The sequence below is a fragment of the Acinetobacter sp. AOR01_HL genome (assembly GCF_027855455.1).
Lineage (GTDB): Bacteria > Pseudomonadota > Gammaproteobacteria > Pseudomonadales > Moraxellaceae > Acinetobacter > Acinetobacter baumannii.
On sequence record NZ_JAKTIM010000010.1, the window covers coordinates 26,643 to 42,601 of the forward strand.

General features: G+C 38.5%; 14 protein-coding genes and 3 tRNA genes. 7 read left to right on the forward strand and 10 right to left on the reverse strand.

Going from position 1 to position 15,959, the window contains the following annotated elements; all coding sequences use genetic code 11:
- Nucleotides 1–55: 55 nt before the first annotated feature.
- From MKL62_RS01530 to MKL62_RS01540, 3 genes are all read right to left on the reverse strand, one after another.
- Nucleotides 56–346, reverse strand: coding sequence for a co-chaperone GroES (locus tag MKL62_RS01530; protein ID WP_000065579.1), 291 nt, complete (start codon nucleotides 344–346; stop codon nucleotides 56–58).
- A gap of 185 nt (nucleotides 347–531) precedes the next feature.
- Nucleotides 532–1,290 carry a metallophosphoesterase family protein gene (locus MKL62_RS01535; RefSeq protein WP_005128066.1) on the reverse strand — a complete coding sequence of 253 codons (759 nt, stop codon included), beginning with the start codon at nucleotides 1,288–1,290 and terminating at the stop codon, nucleotides 532–534.
- Nucleotides 1,271–2,209, reverse strand: coding sequence for a diacylglycerol/lipid kinase family protein (locus MKL62_RS01540; protein ID WP_001247651.1), 939 nt, complete (start codon nucleotides 2,207–2,209; stop codon nucleotides 1,271–1,273). Before MKL62_RS01540 ends, MKL62_RS01535 begins: the two co-directional genes overlap by 20 nt.
- A 391-nt stretch (nucleotides 2,210–2,600) precedes the next feature.
- Here MKL62_RS01540 and MKL62_RS01545 point away from each other — a divergent pair, with 391 nt between their 5' ends.
- A complete protein-coding gene (locus tag MKL62_RS01545; protein WP_000214355.1) occupies nucleotides 2,601–4,433 on the forward strand; it encodes a phosphoenolpyruvate carboxykinase (GTP) in 1,833 nt (610 codons plus the stop codon).
- A 41-nt stretch (nucleotides 4,434–4,474) separates the two neighbouring features.
- On the opposite strand, the gene glpD is transcribed toward MKL62_RS01545, so the two are convergent.
- Together glpD and glpK are read right to left on the reverse strand one after the other, a co-directional pair.
- Nucleotides 4,475–5,992: a glycerol-3-phosphate dehydrogenase gene (glpD, locus tag MKL62_RS01550; RefSeq protein WP_005128064.1), complete on the reverse strand. Its 1,518-nt coding sequence runs from the start codon at nucleotides 5,990–5,992 to the stop codon at nucleotides 4,475–4,477.
- A gap of 154 nt (nucleotides 5,993–6,146) precedes the next feature.
- Entirely contained in the window at nucleotides 6,147–7,655 is a 1,509-nt protein-coding gene (gene glpK, locus MKL62_RS01555) for a glycerol kinase GlpK (RefSeq protein ID WP_000063781.1), read from the reverse strand.
- A 374-nt stretch (nucleotides 7,656–8,029) separates the two neighbouring features.
- On the opposite strand from glpK, the gene MKL62_RS01560 reads away from it, so the two are divergent.
- On the forward strand, nucleotides 8,030–9,361 hold the full coding sequence (locus MKL62_RS01560) for an MFS transporter (RefSeq protein WP_001984607.1): 1,332 nt from the start codon (nucleotides 8,030–8,032) through the stop codon (nucleotides 9,359–9,361).
- A 116-nt stretch (nucleotides 9,362–9,477) separates the two neighbouring features.
- Nucleotides 9,478–9,900: a hypothetical protein gene (locus tag MKL62_RS01565; protein WP_001043188.1), complete on the forward strand. Its 423-nt coding sequence runs from the start codon at nucleotides 9,478–9,480 to the stop codon at nucleotides 9,898–9,900.
- A 19-nt stretch (nucleotides 9,901–9,919) separates the two neighbouring features.
- Here the strand turns inward: MKL62_RS01565 and MKL62_RS01570 are convergent, their stop codons facing one another.
- A complete protein-coding gene (locus tag MKL62_RS01570; protein WP_001278008.1) occupies nucleotides 9,920–10,588 on the reverse strand; it encodes a class I SAM-dependent methyltransferase in 669 nt (222 codons plus the stop codon).
- A 240-nt stretch (nucleotides 10,589–10,828) separates the two neighbouring features.
- Nucleotides 10,829–11,677, reverse strand: a complete 849-nt coding sequence (gene folD / locus MKL62_RS01575; protein ID WP_001229846.1) for a bifunctional methylenetetrahydrofolate dehydrogenase/methenyltetrahydrofolate cyclohydrolase FolD — start codon at nucleotides 11,675–11,677, stop codon at nucleotides 10,829–10,831.
- Nucleotides 11,678–11,829: 152 nt separating this feature from the next.
- Here folD and MKL62_RS01580 point away from each other — a divergent pair.
- Both MKL62_RS01580 and MKL62_RS01585 read left to right on the forward strand, forming a co-directional pair.
- Nucleotides 11,830–11,903 (forward strand) — tRNA-Cys (locus MKL62_RS01580).
- Nucleotides 11,904–11,914: 11 nt separating this feature from the next.
- Nucleotides 11,915–12,000 (forward strand) — tRNA-Leu (locus MKL62_RS01585).
- Nucleotides 12,001–12,102: 102 nt separating this feature from the next.
- Here the strand turns inward: MKL62_RS01585 and MKL62_RS01590 are convergent.
- The gene (locus MKL62_RS01590) at nucleotides 12,103–13,866 is read right to left on the reverse strand and encodes an alkaline phosphatase D family protein (RefSeq protein ID WP_005128060.1); all 1,764 of its coding nucleotides are present in this window, start codon (nucleotides 13,864–13,866) and stop codon (nucleotides 12,103–12,105) included.
- 196 nt (nucleotides 13,867–14,062) lie between these two features.
- Between MKL62_RS01590 and MKL62_RS01595 the strand changes: the two genes are divergently transcribed.
- Together MKL62_RS01595 and MKL62_RS01600 are read left to right on the forward strand one after the other, a co-directional pair.
- Nucleotides 14,063–14,148 (forward strand) — tRNA-Leu (locus tag MKL62_RS01595).
- A gap of 54 nt (nucleotides 14,149–14,202) precedes the next feature.
- Nucleotides 14,203–14,568: a hypothetical protein gene (locus tag MKL62_RS01600; protein ID WP_005128059.1), complete on the forward strand. Its 366-nt coding sequence runs from the start codon at nucleotides 14,203–14,205 to the stop codon at nucleotides 14,566–14,568.
- Here the strand turns inward: MKL62_RS01600 and MKL62_RS01605 are convergent, their stop codons facing one another.
- Both MKL62_RS01605 and folP read right to left on the reverse strand, forming a co-directional pair.
- Entirely contained in the window at nucleotides 14,569–14,883 is a 315-nt protein-coding gene (locus MKL62_RS01605) for a DUF5713 family protein (protein WP_000461267.1), read from the reverse strand. It abuts the gene before it with no gap.
- Between the two features lie 134 nt (nucleotides 14,884–15,017).
- On the reverse strand, nucleotides 15,018–15,869 hold the full coding sequence (gene folP, locus MKL62_RS01610) for a dihydropteroate synthase (protein ID WP_005128057.1): 852 nt from the start codon (nucleotides 15,867–15,869) through the stop codon (nucleotides 15,018–15,020).
- Nucleotides 15,870–15,959: the final 90 nt, after the last annotated feature.

A 15,959-nucleotide genomic window follows, 5' to 3' on the forward strand; every position in this document is an offset into this window, starting at 1 on the left:
AAACTCCGAATCTTTTTAAATACTGAATCTGATAATGAATTGAGTTATGGATCGATTAGCCTTCTAATACAGCTAAGATGTCTGACTCTTTCATGATTAAGAGTTCTTCACCATTTACTTTAACTGTTGTACCTGCATAAGTACCAAATAACACCTTGTCACCAACTTTAACATCCAAAGCACGTACGCCGTTATCAGTGATTTGACCATTGCCTACTGCAATTACTTCACCTTGAGATGGTTTTTCAGCAGCAGAACCTGGCAATAAAATACCGCCAGCAGTTTTGGTTTCTTCTTCTACGCGACGAATCACAACGCGATCATGTAATGGACGAATGTTGCTCATAATTAACTCCATCAGACTTAGTCTTTTTGATTAATCGTTATTGCTTTAATCCAGAGCAATAACAAAATATTTAGATGTCACTTTTGTGGGGATGAAAAAAATGGCTTCAAGGGGAAATAAGAAAAAATTTTCTCTTTTTTGAATATTTTTTAAACAATCAAATATTTAAGCTCATCTAAACCAAATCAATATGAAGTGAATTCAGCCAGCTGTTCATTAAACCAATAATGCTGAATTTTTCCTTCATTTGAAATTGTATTAAAGCTATTTGGATTATGATGATATAAGCGAGTAGAAGTTGCTGTACCTGCATGTATATCAAAAATAGGATGATCTATTTTTAAAGAATAAATCTGAGTTAAATCATATATAGCTGTTTTATGGAGATGCCCATGTAACATTCCAAATAGACCAGTAGTACTCCACTTTTCTAAAGCGATTTTGCCTAGAACCGGACAATCTTTTATTCCATGCTTATTATCAGGCGGCGTATAAAAGGGTTGATGAAAAACAACTAGCTTTATTTTATTTTTAGGTCCCCTGTCTAAACGCTCATAAGTAGCTTGAATTTGTTCAATCGAAATATGCCCACGCGTATGATAACGACGACGTATACTATTCACCCCAACAATATAAAAATGTTCAGTTTCTAAAGTCGGCTCTAATTCACCAAAAAAATATCGATAACGGGTAAATGGAGAAAAAAAACGGTTCCAGATATGATACAAAGGTATATCGTGGTTACCAGGCACCACAAGATAAGGAATATTGAGGCTATCTAAATACTGTCGACATTTAAAAAATTGTTCATATTTGGCGCGTTGAGTAATATCGCCGCTCACAACAATCACTTCAGGCTGTTGCTGAATACAAAAATCTCTTATTGCCTCTAAACACTCTTTTTTTTCTGTCCCAAAGTGTAAATCAGACAGATGTAGTAACATTCGGCACCATAATATTTAAAGCATTTTTTTCTACAGTGAAATTTAAAGGAGGTTTCATCTCTATGATTTCTCCATCTAAGGCCACTGTGAGTTTGGTTTTCTTTGCACATTCAACAATGACATGATCAGCACAAAAACTATATACATCTTGTGCATCTTCAACTTTACCTTGAACCCATTGCCAAAGCATATTTAGTAAACTCAGCTTATCACTTTTTGTAATTACAACTCCAGCGACTCTTCCCTGTGCTGCACATTCTGCAATTCTGAGCTTCATATCACATAGTTGCAATTGGTTATTTCCAAAGAAAATAAGCGGCGCTTTAACTGGGTATTTCTTGCCATCTACAGTTATAGAAAGCTTCATTGATTTATTTTCTCTCAATAAAACATCTAAAGCTGAGGTATAGGCATGTAAAGGCAGTCTTCCTAAATATTTATTGTAGAGTTCGCGTTTTTTGATAAAAAGAGGATATAAACCTAAACTGGCATTATTTAGATAAATATGATCATTAATAACTGCTACATGTACTGACCTAGGTTTACCTGTTGCAATAACCTCTGCTGCCTCTAAAAGGTCTAACGGAATCTCTAAAACTTTAGCAACATAATTAAAAGTCCCTAAAGGCAGAATTCCCATGGGAATAGAAGTATTTTTAAGTTTAGTTGCAACCGCATTTAAAGTACCATCTCCTCCTGCCGCAACAACCACTCCTGTATTTTCATTTTGTGAATGTCGATGAATAACATTATTTATCAAATCATCAAATAATGTATTTTCATTTAATTCAAATACTTGTATTTCAAAACCATATTCTGTAAATACAGTCATGAGCTGCTCATAGACGTCTTCATGTTTTGAAGCATGAAATCCTGATTTTTCGTTATAGATGATTGAAAGAGGTTTCAAAGGCCGCATTTTATTATCGTAAAGTCAGTTCTTTATTCTATTTTGTATATAAAATCGCCTATTAAAAGTCTCTTTATGTAAATTTTGAATGAGCTTCATTTGTATAATCAATAATAATTCTCAAAAAAATTTTTCAAGCCTAACCAATTGATTTTAAACAAAATAATTTAGATAAATAACATACATATAACATAAAAATATAAAAGCAAAAACCTTATAAAAACATATAAACATATGATTTTCATTAAAAAATAAAGAAAACTCCAAATATCTGCTAGTTAGTCTTTAGTCTTATTTTTTTTATGATTTTATGCTTTAATACAGCCACTTTTTTATTTGATCTTTCATTGTATCCCAATGAATGACTTGTACGTTGTACATATTTTGAATAGGCCTCACCATGACCACAGTGAACGCACCAGAATTCGTTCGTCATCCTAAGCTTATAGCATGGGTTGAAGAAATTGCAAACTTAACCAAACCAGCAAAAATCGAATGGTGTGACGGAAGCGAAGAAGAGTATCAACGTCTAATCGACTTGATGATCGCTAACGGCACCATGCAGAAATTAAACCAAGAAAAACATCCTGGTTCTTATCTTGCAAATTCTGACCCATCTGACGTTGCGCGTGTTGAAGATCGTACTTACATCTGCTCTCAAAATAAAGAAGATGCTGGTGCGACAAACAACTGGGAAGATCCAGCTGTTATGCGTGAAAAATTAAATGGTTTATTTGAAGGTTCAATGAAAGGCCGTACCATGTACGTTGTTCCTTTCTCTATGGGTCCTTTAGGTAGCCATATTGCTCACATTGGTATCGAATTAACTGACTCTCCTTATGTAGCTGTTAGCATGCGCAAAATGGCACGTATGGGTAAAGCAGTTTATGACGTATTAGGTACAGATGGCGAGTTTGTTCCTTGCGTACATACAGTAGGTGCTCCACTTGCTGAAGGTCAAAAAGATGTTGCTTGGCCTTGTAACCCAGAGAAATATATCGTTCATTACCCAGAAACTCGCGAAATCTGGTCTTTCGGTTCTGGTTACGGCGGTAACGCGTTACTTGGTAAAAAATGTTTAGCTCTTCGTATCGCTTCTGTCATGGGACGCGAACAAGGTTGGTTAGCTGAACACATGCTTATTCTTGGTGTAACTAACCCTCAAGGTGAAAAACACTACATCGCTGCTGCATTCCCGTCTGCTTGTGGTAAAACAAACTTTGCAATGTTAATTCCACCAGCAGGTTATGAAGGTTGGAAAATCGAAACTGTAGGTGACGATATTGCTTGGATTAAACCAGGTGAAGATGGTCGCTTATATGCGATTAATCCTGAAGCTGGTTTCTTCGGTGTAGCACCTGGTACAAATACCAAAACTAACCCGAACTGTATGGCAACTCTTCACAAAGACGTTATCTATACAAACGTAGCAGTAACTGACGATGGTCAAGTATGGTGGGAAGGTCTTTCTAAAGAAGTTCCAGCAAACTTAACCAACTGGAAAGGTCAACCTCACGTAAACGGCGAAAAAGCAGCACATCCAAATGCTCGTTTCACTGTTGCAGCAGGTCAATGTCCATCTATCGATGCTGATTGGGAAAACCCAGCAGGTGTTCCAATTTCTGCATTCATCTTCGGTGGTCGTCGTGCAGATACAGTACCTTTAGTTTCTGAAGCTTTCGACTGGGTTGACGGTGTATATAAAGCGGCAACTATGGGTTCTGAAACTACTGCTGCTGCTGTTGGTCAACAAGGTATTGTTCGCCGTGACCCATTCGCGATGCTTCCATTTGCTGGCTATAACATGGCTGACTACTTTGACCACTGGTTAAACCTTGGTGCGAAAGTAAGTGAAAAAGCTGAAGCTTCTGGCAACAAATTACCAAAAATCTTCAATGTAAACTGGTTCCGTCGTGATGCTGAAGGCAACTTCGTATGGCCTGGTTTCGGTCAAAACATGCGTGTTCTTGAGTGGATCATTGATCGTTGTGAAGGTCGTGCGAACGCTGTTGAAACACCTATCGGTTTTGTTCCAACATATGAAGACTTGAATTGGGAAGGCACTGAGTTCACTAAAGAACAATTTGACCTCATCACAAATCAAGATAAAGACCAGTGGGTTACTGAAATTGAAAGCCACACTGAGTTATTCAATAAACTTGGCGAACGCTTACCTAAAGCATTAAAAGAACGTCAAGCAGCTTTACTTGAAGCTGTAAAAACTGGCTTCTAATTGCTCTATATAAAAAAGGTCGCCATGTGCGACCTTTTTTATTATGCGGCATCGTCTTTTAATCGACGTTCTGATAAATAAGCTTCTAAAACTTTTACCTGTTTTTCATCAAATGCTAAACCTAATTTAGATCTGCGCCAAAGTATATCTTCTGCTGTGTGAGCCCATTCATATTCACACAAATATCTGACTTCACACTCAAACAAATCATGGCCAAAATGTTGACCCAATTGTTCTATGGTATTTCGCTCTTTAAGCATATTCCACACTCTTGTGCCATATGCATGAGCCCAACGGTTAGCAAGTGAGTCAGAAATTCCACTTACATGTGTTTTAATCTGATTGATTAAATCATCTAGTGTGGTCCAGTTTTCGGCGCCAGGTAATGCTTCATCTGCAGTCCACTCCTCTGCCATGTCATTAAAAAACGGAGCCAGGTGTTCTAAAGCAGCTTCGGCTAACTTTCGGTAAGTTGTAATCTTGCCCCCAAACACTGAGAGCAATGGTGTGGTTTTATCTTCTGCCTGTAGAGCCAAAGTATAGTCGCGTGTAATTGCAGATGGATTATCCGACTCATCATCACATAAAGCACGCACACCCGAGTACTGACTTACAATATCAGCTCGCGTCAACTGCTTTTTAAAATGTGAATTTGTCACTGTCAAAAGGTAATCGATTTCCACATCAGTAATCTCTACTTTTTGTGGATCACCTGTGTATTCCTGATCTGTTGTACCAATGAGGGTATATTTTTCTAAATAAGGAATTGCAAAAACGATCCGTCGATCTTCGTTTTGCATAATAAAGGCCTTATGGCAGTCATATAATTTTGGCACAACAATATGACTTCCTTGTATAAGCCTAATTTGATAAGGTGAACTTAAACTCAGATTTTCACTAATAATTTCTTCAACCCAAGGTCCCGCCGCATTTACAATAGCTTTCGCACGGATCTGATAAAACTCAGCTCCGCTTTGTAACTCCAGATGCCACAATTCCTGTTGTCTATAAGCCTTAACACAACGTGTACGTGTAACGACTTTTGCCCCTTTCTCTTTAGCTTGTAGTGCATTTAACACCACAAGACGCGCATCATCTACAGTACAGTCAGAATATTCAAAACCACGTGTTATCGCTGGTTTTAAAGGGCTGTCTTCTTTGAAATAAATGAGATTTGATCCTAATAATTTTTCTCGTTTTCCCAAATGATCATAAAAAAATAGACCTGCTCGAATTAGCCATGCAGGGCGTAAATGGGGTCGATGAGGCATGATAAAACGCATTGGTTTAATAATATGTGGCGCTTTAGCTAGCAATACTTCACGCTCTGCTAATGCTTCTCTGACCAGCCTGAATTCTTTATGTTCTAAATAACGTAGGCCGCCATGAATTAATTTGCTGCTAGCAGATGAGGTATGGCTGGCTAAATCATCTTTTTCACATAAAAATACCGATAATCCGCGCCCTGCTGCATCATTGGCAATACCAACACCATTAATACCGCCACCAATTACAGCAATATCATATATTTTTGAATAATCATTAGGTTGTACTTTCATTTCTCATGTTCTTTTTATTGTTGATCTTATAAAAATTAAAACATCAAATTGATGAAACAACAATCAAAAAAGTAGAATAATCAATTTTGCACCCTCAAGCATTTAACTATCCATTGACTACCCTACTATTGAATTCAACTAGTTAAGAAAAAGCTCAATCCTCTGCCCAATTTTGGCTACGCTTAACTGCTTTTAGCCAACCTTGATAAATGAGTTCAGCTTGTTCAGAAGGCATTTTCGGTTCAAATACCTTTTCTATGGCAGATTTATTTCTTAACTCATGAAGATCTTGCCAAAAACCAGTGGCCAACCCTGCTAAGAAAGCTGCACCCAATGCTGTAGTTTCTTTCATTATTGGACGCTCTACCGGTGTCGTTAAAATATCGGCCTGAAATTGCATCAAGAAATTATTTTCCGTTACTCCTCCATCAACACGGAGTGTACGAAGCTCTTCCTCTGCATCTTGTTGCATGGCATCTAAAACATCCCGAGTTTGAAAGGCAATAGACTCTAGAGTTGCGCGGATAATATGTTCAATACTAGCCCCACGTGTCAGACCAAAAATTGCGCCGCGTGCTGTCGGGTCCCAATATGGTGCTCCTAATCCGGTAAAAGCAGGTACTACATATACACCATTATTATCCTTTACACGTGTTGCATAAAGCTCGGAATCCTTAGCATTCTTAATAACCTTTAATTCATCGCGTAACCACTGTACGCAAGAACCACCGTTAAATACGGCACCCTCTAAGGCATAGTTCACCTCACCACTCGCACCACAGGCAATAGTTGTGAGTAAACCATGCTCTGAACGGACAATCTTTTTACCCGTATTCATGAGTAGAAAACAGCCAGTACCGTAGGTATTTTTAGCCTGTCCCGACTCAACACACATTTGACCAAAAAGCGCAGCCTGCTGATCACCCGCGATTCCGGCAATTGGGATTCCTACTTCTTGTCCACTAATGGTATGTGTATATCCATAAACCTCAGATGAACTACGAACCTCCGGCAACATTGCTCTAGGAATGTCTAAAGCTTGTAAAAGCTTTTCATCCCACTCAAGCTTTTCGATATCAAACAGCATGGTTCGAGATGCATTGGTAAAATCAGTGACATGGACGGCCCCATTAGTTAGTTTCCAAATGAGCCAAGTGTCCACCGTACCGAATAATAGCTCTCCCCGCTCAGCACGCTCACGGCTGCCTTCAACATGATCCAAAATCCATTTAATTTTTGTGGCCGAGAAATATGGATCAATGACTAAACCGGTGGTCTTACGGATATATTCTTGCCAACCTGCTTTATACAATTGATTGCATATTTCCGTTGTTTGTCGGCTTTGCCAAACAATCGCATTGTAAATAGGCCTTCCTGTTTTTTTGTCCCAGACAATAGTGGTTTCCCGTTGGTTTGTAATTCCAATTGCCGCAACTTGTTCACTCTTTATGCCAGCTTGAGCCAATGCTTCGACCCATACAGCACTTTGAGTTGCCCAAATTTCCATAGGATCATGCTCAACCCAACCTGGCTGAGGGTAAATCTGGGTAAATTCTCTTTGAGCAATACTAACAACGTTCGCATCATGATCTAAAACAATTGCTCTTGAGCTTGTTGTTCCCTGATCAAAAGCAACAATATATTTTTTCGGGCAATTTGACATCTGAATGTCCCTTTCATTTTCCACACACATCTAGCCCATAATGCAAAAACATCATGCCTAACTGTATTTATTTAAAATTTTCTTTGGAATATATCATTATTTTTAAGTGGCATAGGGTTTCTTCGTCCAAACATTACCCATTCTTTATCAATTTTTTACTGCATGGAAAAAAGTAATAAGAAAAATATTGAAATTAGAAGATAAAAATATGCTGATCGGCTAATTTGAAATCACATAAATATTCAACTTATTCCTTTGCTTAAATAATAAACATTGTTTTACAGACATAAAAAAAATAAAGTGAAATACTCCTGTAGATAATATGTAAAAACGGAATAAATCTTCTCTTTTTTAGCATTCAACCCAAGCGAAACATGGAGCGAATCATGGTTGATCAACCTTCTACCGCAACAACTCCACATTCTAATTTAGATACAAAAACCCGTCTAAAATCAATTTTGGGCGGTTCTGCCGGTAACCTTGTCGAATGGTACGACTGGTATGTATATGCCGCATTTACGCTCTATTTTGCTCATGCATTTTTTCCAAAAGGAAGTCAAACCGCTCAACTTCTTCAAGCTGCCGCTATTTTTGCAGTGGGTTTCCTTATGCGTCCCATTGGCGCATGGATTATGGGGATCTATTCTGACCGTAAAGGACGTAAAGCGGGCCTTACGCTTTCCGTTACTTTAATGTGTATCGGTTCGCTACTGATTGCGGTTACACCTTCCTACGAAAGTATTGGCGTATTTGCTCCATTGCTTTTGGTTATTGCACGTTTAATTCAAGGCTTAAGTGTAGGCGGTGAATATGGCGCAAGTGCAACGTATTTAAGTGAAATGGCAGAAAAAGATCGTCGTGGTTTTTTCTCAAGCTTTCAATATGTCACTTTAATTGCAGGACAGCTTACAGCTTTATGCGTACTACTTATCTTGCAAATGATACTCACCGAAGAACAACTGCATGACTGGGGATGGCGTGTTCCATTTTTTATCGGAGCCCTTTTAGCTATCGTGGTGTTCCGTATTCGTCGTGGCTTATTGGAAACTCAATCCTTTAAAAACGCTCAAGCAGAAACAGATCAGCCGAAATCAGGAATGTTTGCTTTATTTAAACATTACCCTAAAGAAGCCTTCACTGTATTATTCCTAACTGCTGGTGGTACTTTAGCTTTTTATACTTACACCACCTATTTACAGAAATATTTAGTGAATACTTCTGGTTTTACCAAGCCTGAGGCTACTCAAATTACCACTTTAGCCTTATTCATCTTTATGTGCTTACAGCCATTGGCAGGTGCCTTATCAGATCGAATTGGCCGTAAACCGCTTATGATCGCCTTCGGGGTTACAGGTGTTTTATTCACTTATATTTTGTTTGATACACTTGCAAACACGCATAACTACTGGACTGCTTTCTGGCTATGTTTAGGTGGACTGGTTATGGTAACCGGCTACACATCAATTAATGCTGTAGTGAAAGCTGAACTTTTCCCTGCACATATTCGAGCTTTAGGTGTCGCATTACCTTATGCAATTGCGAATACTTTATTTGGTGGTACAGCCGAGTTTTTTGCATTAAGTTTTAAAGAAGCCGGGCACGAATCTTGGTTCTTTATTTACGTCAGTATCATGATTTTCATTTCATTGCTGATTTATATCTTCATGAAAGACACCAAGCATCATTCAAAAATTAAAGAACATTAAAATCCTTCAATTAGAGCTAATATCATAAGTGAATGTTAGCTCTAACTTAGTGAATAAGCTCCAACAACGTTTCTATTTTATGAGATACTTCATATAAGAAAATAAGGACGATACTGATGAATAAAAGTATTCTATGTTTGGCATTAAGTAGTATGTTCATTTTAACTGCCTGTCAGACTACGCCTCGACAATATAATGGTTCAACTGGCTACCAGATTGAAAACCAAACAAAAACTTCAGCGACTTTAGCTTACACTTTAGCTGGTCGTAGTAACCAGCAACTTGATGAGCGTAAATTGCAACGCGCTTGTCAAAATGTGTTAGGTGCTCAGAAAGTTTATAAATTATCAATTTTAAGCATCAATGAAATTCCTAATCCAGCTAAAGATGAGCATTACGGAATTCAACTAGGTGAAACCCGCGCTTCTTTTGGCTTATCAAATACACCTAGCTTAAATAATGGTGAAGATTATGCGACACGCCAAGCACTTGAAGCACGTCCAAGTACATTAAAAGTCGTTCGTTATACTTGTTCATAACATAAAAAAGACGCTGTTTTTACAGCGTCTTATAAAAACTTACATTTCTAAATTCTTTCGCTTCATCCAGATCTGGCCAAGTTGTTGCACTTCTTTCTTCAATTTTTTCATATTTTGGATGACTAAAATTTTTAACACGGCTATCTGCTACCCATACTTCTGGTGCAAATTTTAAAAATTCGTCTAAGAAAAAGCGATTACATTGGTCATATAACACATCGGCAGCAAGTAAAACATCGACTTGTTCAGCCTTATATAAATCATCCAAATATTCGAGTTCTACATCATTAAGTAAAGCATTTTCACGGCAAGCATTTAAACTGACCTGATCAATATCACAGCAGATTACGCGTTTTGCTCCTGCCATTTTTGCAGCAATTGCCACTACACCAGAACCTGCTCCGAAATCTAACACCACTTTATCTTTAACATGGTGCGGCTCTGCAAGTATCCACTGAGCCATCGCCAAGCCTGATGCCCAACAGAAAATCCAATACGGCGTGTCATTCCAGATACGTCGAATAACTTCGTCATCCAATCGATCAGTTGGAAAAACAGGTGGAATCAACCATAAAGAAATTGGAGTTTCTGGCAACTGTTGTGCCATTAATTCACAATGAGGAATGACTTCATGTAAGGCTTGAAGTAAATGTTCAGGGGCTTTGGACAGTTGAAAGGTGCAGCTCATAAATAAGCTCAACAATTTATAATTACTATTTGATCATCTGCATCGCGAGCAAGACTAAAACAGTAGCTTAAAGCATGATAGTGGCTAGTTACTAAAAATACGTTAGTTCAATTCCACTGCTTTAATTAGTGCAACCGTTTTGGTCTTGCGTAGCATTCGCTACTCATCCCGAAAGAAAAGTAACATACGAGCTCCTAACATTTGCGTTAAACGGTAGGACGCCGCCGTGAATAAATTAAATTAACCTAAAGCTTTTTCAGCAGCTTCTACAGTTTGACGAATCAAAGTTGTAATGGTCATTGGACCAACACCACCCGGTACTGGTGTATAAGCAGAAGCAATTTCTTCAATACCTTGTAATTGAATATCGCCTACACCACCGCCATCACGCGGATGGAAACCAGCGTCTACAACAACTGCACCTTGTTTAATCCAGTCTTTTTGAATAAGTTCAGCTTTACCTACAGCACCAACAATAATGTCAGCTTGTTTCACAAGCTCAGGTAAGTTTTGTGTACGCGAATGACAAATCGTTACTGTCGCATTTGCTTGCAACAACATCATTGCCATTGGTTTACCTAAAATTGCTGAACGGCCAACTACAACCGCGTGTTTGCCGGCAATTTCGATATTGTTTTCTTTAAGAATCGTCATAATGCCAGCAGGAGTCGCTGAACCATATGCAGCTTCACCCATTGCCATACGGCCAAAACCAAGGCAAGTTACGCCATCTACATCTTTTGCTAAAGAGATCGCATCAAAACATGCGCGCTCATCAATTTGTGCAGGAACTGGATGCTGTAAAAGAATACCGTGAACATCTGGATTGGCATTAAGCTTTTCAATTTCAGCTAATAATTGTTCTGTTGTGGTTTCTTGTGGTAATTCGATTTTTAATGAATCCATACCTACTCGGCGGCAGGCATTCCCTTTCATACGTACATAAGTTGCAGAAGCACCATCATCCCCAACCAAAATAGTCGCTAAAATTGGGGTACGACCTGTTTTCGCTTTTAAAGCTTCAACACGTACCAACAAATTTTCTTCAATTTGCTTTGCTAATGCACGACCGTCTAAAACCAATGCCACAGCACATCTCCAAGGTAGACATGAATTTAATGTGCCAATAATACATGATAATTTCGACAATTTTATTCTAGATGTTGTTTTTATGTGCATCTTCGTTCAAAACAGTATTGTTTTTTTTGTAAAGGTTGCTAATATGTGCATCACCAAATGCAGGCGGGGTGGCAGAGTGGTCATGCAGCGGACTGCAACTCCGTGGACGCCGGTTCGATTCCGACCTCCGCCTCCAAATTTGGTAAAGCCCGGGTGGTGAAATAGGTAGACACAGGGGATTTAAAATCCCCCGCCCTCAAAGCGTGCCGGTTCGAGTCCGGCCCCGGGCACCATCTTCAAGTACTGAATATGGTGTCATAAAGAATCCAGCGTAAGCTGGTTTTTTTATGCCTAAAAAAAGGGTTACCTCAGCAACCCTCTAATTTTCTATAATTTCAAGCAGTCTTTTGACCTTGTTTTAACGGCATCAAATTTAGATCCAATACAATATTGTTTTGTCGGCTTGAATCTATCTGATATTCGGTATTTTTAATTGAATCTACAAATCTCCACTCAGAATGAACTTGCACCTGATCTAGAGTAACCAACAAATATCCTCGTTGATTTAAATTACAATAAACCAATTCATCAATTAATGTAGTAAATGCAAATTCAAACTGTTGAAGCTGAGCCAGTGGAATACTTAAATATTTTTCCAAACCTGGAGACGATACAGAGCTAGTCGCTAATTCAACTCCAACATATTTCCCTTTCTGGCTATATAAATAAGATGCCCATGCATTATGTGTATCCCCGGCTAACACAATGATCTTTTTATTAAACTCTGCCAATTTATCGTACACAAACTCTCGCTCAGCATAGTAACCATCCCAAGCATCGAGATTATATGGCGCAACCGTCATAATTCTTGCTTTTTCTTGGGCTGTTAATGTCGGATCATTTTGTTGTAAACGAAGTTTTAAAGCGACCAACTCGGTAATTTGTGCATTCATCTTAGCAAGCGCATCAGGCGAAGTTCCTCCTGAAGTAATTTGCCCTAAAGACGCCAACAACTCAGCTGGAATCCACATTTTACTCATTAAAACTTGCTGCCCTACTACATTCCATGTTGCTGTAGATTGCTTTAATTTATCAACCAACCAATCTCTTTGTGTATACCCCATCAAAGTACGCACCGGATTAGTTAAATCTGCCTGAAACTTTGCAATATCCAAACCTGTAGTCGTCATGTAGTCTGCATATGCAAGCTGCTTATCACGCGCAATAATACGCGTATCTAGCATGGTTAACTGAACAAGAGAGCCAAAATTAAACTGGCGATAAATATTTAAATGATCTGTACTAGAAACTGGACGAATTGGCATCCATTCAAAATAAGCCTGTAGAGCAGCTAATTTACGGTCCGAAAAAGCCCCTTCATTACTTTGATGATTTTCCGCCCCCTCACGCCAAGCATCATTTGCCAACTCATGGTCATCCCAAATCACAATAAAAGGATGGCGCTGATGAACTGCTTGCAAATCTTTATCTTGACGATAAAGCGCATAACGTTTGCGGTAATCATCTAATTTAATAATTTCTTTATTATTATCGGCAGGTAAATTACGGCCTAGTTTTATTGCATCTTCCGTCGCATAGCCATCTGAACCATATTCATAAATATAGTCACCCAAATGAATAATGACATCGACGTTTTGTTTTGCCATTTCACGATAAACATAAAAGTAACCCGCAGGATAGTTAGAACAAGAACATACTGCAAAGCTCACTTTATTGGTGGATGTTGGTAATGTTTTCGTCTGCCCAACTGGTGAAACTTTATTACCAAATTTAAAACGGTAGTAGTACACCGTATCTGCTTGTAACCCAGCTGCATCAACTTTCACTGTAAAGTCATCAGTCTTGCTTGTTTCAACCATTCCCGTCTTTAAATTTTGTTTAAACTGATTATCGGTTGAAATTTCCCATACAACTTTTAAACGCACCCCAGAGTCTGTCGGTGTTACTCGTGTCCACAAAATAACTTTATCTTGTAGTGGATCCCCGCTTGCGACACCATGAAGAAAATCTGCTTGTATTTCTGGGCTTTCATCATCTGAGCCATCATTACAACCTGTAAAAGCAACAGGTATAGATAAAGCCCCAAAACCGAGTAGACTTTTTTGAATTAATTCTCGGCGTGAAATTTTCTCTGACATAAAATTACCTAAGTTTTAAGCAATGAGTGTCTTAAACTTAAGTAGAGAAGATGAACAACTGATCTCAGTTTGATGAACAAATCATGACATAAATTGGTTAATTTATATAAATACTGATAAGAACTGATTGAAAATAAAGCAAACTCTCTGTTTTTCTCTTGCCAATCGCGCACTTGTCCTCTATTATTGCGCACATGCCCGGGTGGTGAAATAGGTAGACACAGGGGATTTAAAATCCCCCGCCCTCAAAGCGTGCCGGTTCGAGTCCGGCCCCGGGCACCATTTTCAAATATTGAATTTGGTGCCATAAAGAATCCAGCGTAAGCTGGTTTTTTTATGCCTGATGAAAATAATGCTATGATCAGAATATTAATATTTATATCCGCTCTACTCTTTTTTACACCCTTTGCAAATGCCAAAGATATATTTAACGGTACAATCTTGTTCAAAAATAATGATTGGCACTTTGTACGCTGCTCTATTACTCAAGATGACTATCTAATTGAAGCCCCTCAAGAGATATTTACTCAATTTAAAGAGCTACAGCAGCAACAAAAAAACTATTGGGTCAGCGTATTGGCAGAAGTAAATGAACAGCAGAATGGAAATTTAATTTTAAAAATTGAGAAAATAGACGAAGTTCATTTAGACGAGACATGTCATTTATTAGAAGCTCTCAAAAATTTTGAAAATCGAGAGTAATCACCACTCTCGATTCATCACCAACTCTTCCATTTCCAGATCTAAATATCCTGCATCTTGTACCACCATCATCATTGCTTCAGCAATATAATCAGCAGCACTATCATCAAGCGATGAATCTAGATCTTCGAACTGTGGCTTCATTTCATTAATTTCATTTACAGTTTGATGAGCATATCGATAGATATCTTGCTCAGCTAAAGCAGGTTTTTGAACTTTTTTAGCAAATTGCTCAATAAGCTGCTTGAGTTCAGCGACCAAAATATCTGGATAATATTCATCATCAAACATTGGGAGAAGTAAGTCTTCAAACATACAAAAGTTTACACAACAGCAAAAACTTGCCGCTTATAACATATTTTCGTAAAAATCACGAGATATTTACCCGACTCACTCATCCACTCTATTTTAATGAGCACTGAGCAAGTCCAATTTTATAACGTCATTATTTAGGCTTGCTGTATCGCTTTCCAAACTAAAATTGCTTCATGCATTTCCTTTACATCATGCGCTCTTACAATGGATGCTCCCTGCTGAATACTAAGCAAATGCCCAGTTACACTTCCCACAGCACGTTGATCTGCAGGAACACCTTGTAAAGCTTCACCTATGAAACGTTTACGAGAAAGGCCAGATAAAATTGGATAACCAAGTTCATTAAGTTTCCAAAATTCTTTTAATAGTTTTAAATTTTGCTGAGCATTTTTCGCAAAGCCAAATCCAGGATCAACAATAATATTGTGCTTTTTTACCCCAGCAGCCAAAGCCTCATCAATACGCTGTTGCAACTCTTGCATCACATCGAGTGTTACATCAGTGTACTGATCCAACTGATTCATTGTCGTTGGTTCACCGCGCATATGCATAATTACTACAGGTATATCTAATTCTACTGCAGTTTTTAAAGCATTGGGACGTGTTAAGGCACGGACATCGTTCCAGATATGTGCCCCTGCTGCTTTTGCTGCGCGAATAACTTCTGGCTGACTTGTGTCGATCGACAAAATAACGTTATGGTGAGATAAAGCTTCAACGACAGGTACCACGCGACGCACTTCTTCCTCTACTGCAACTTCTGAAGCACCAGGTCGGGTAGACTCCCCCCCAATATCAATAATAGTCGCGCCTTGCTCAATCATACTAAGTGCATGGTCAACCGCTTGGTCTAATTGGTTATGTTTGCCACCATCACTGAAAGAATCAGGAGTGACATTTAAGATACCCATAACATGGGGCTGAGATAAATCTAATTGAAGCTGTCCACACTGTAAAATCTGCTTTGGTAAAGATATTAACTGCATAAAAAGCTCCGGATCAAAATCAGCGGCTATTTTAACAAGTAAGCTTTACATGCTGTCGATTTCTTTTCAGTTTTATCCAAAGTTAAGACA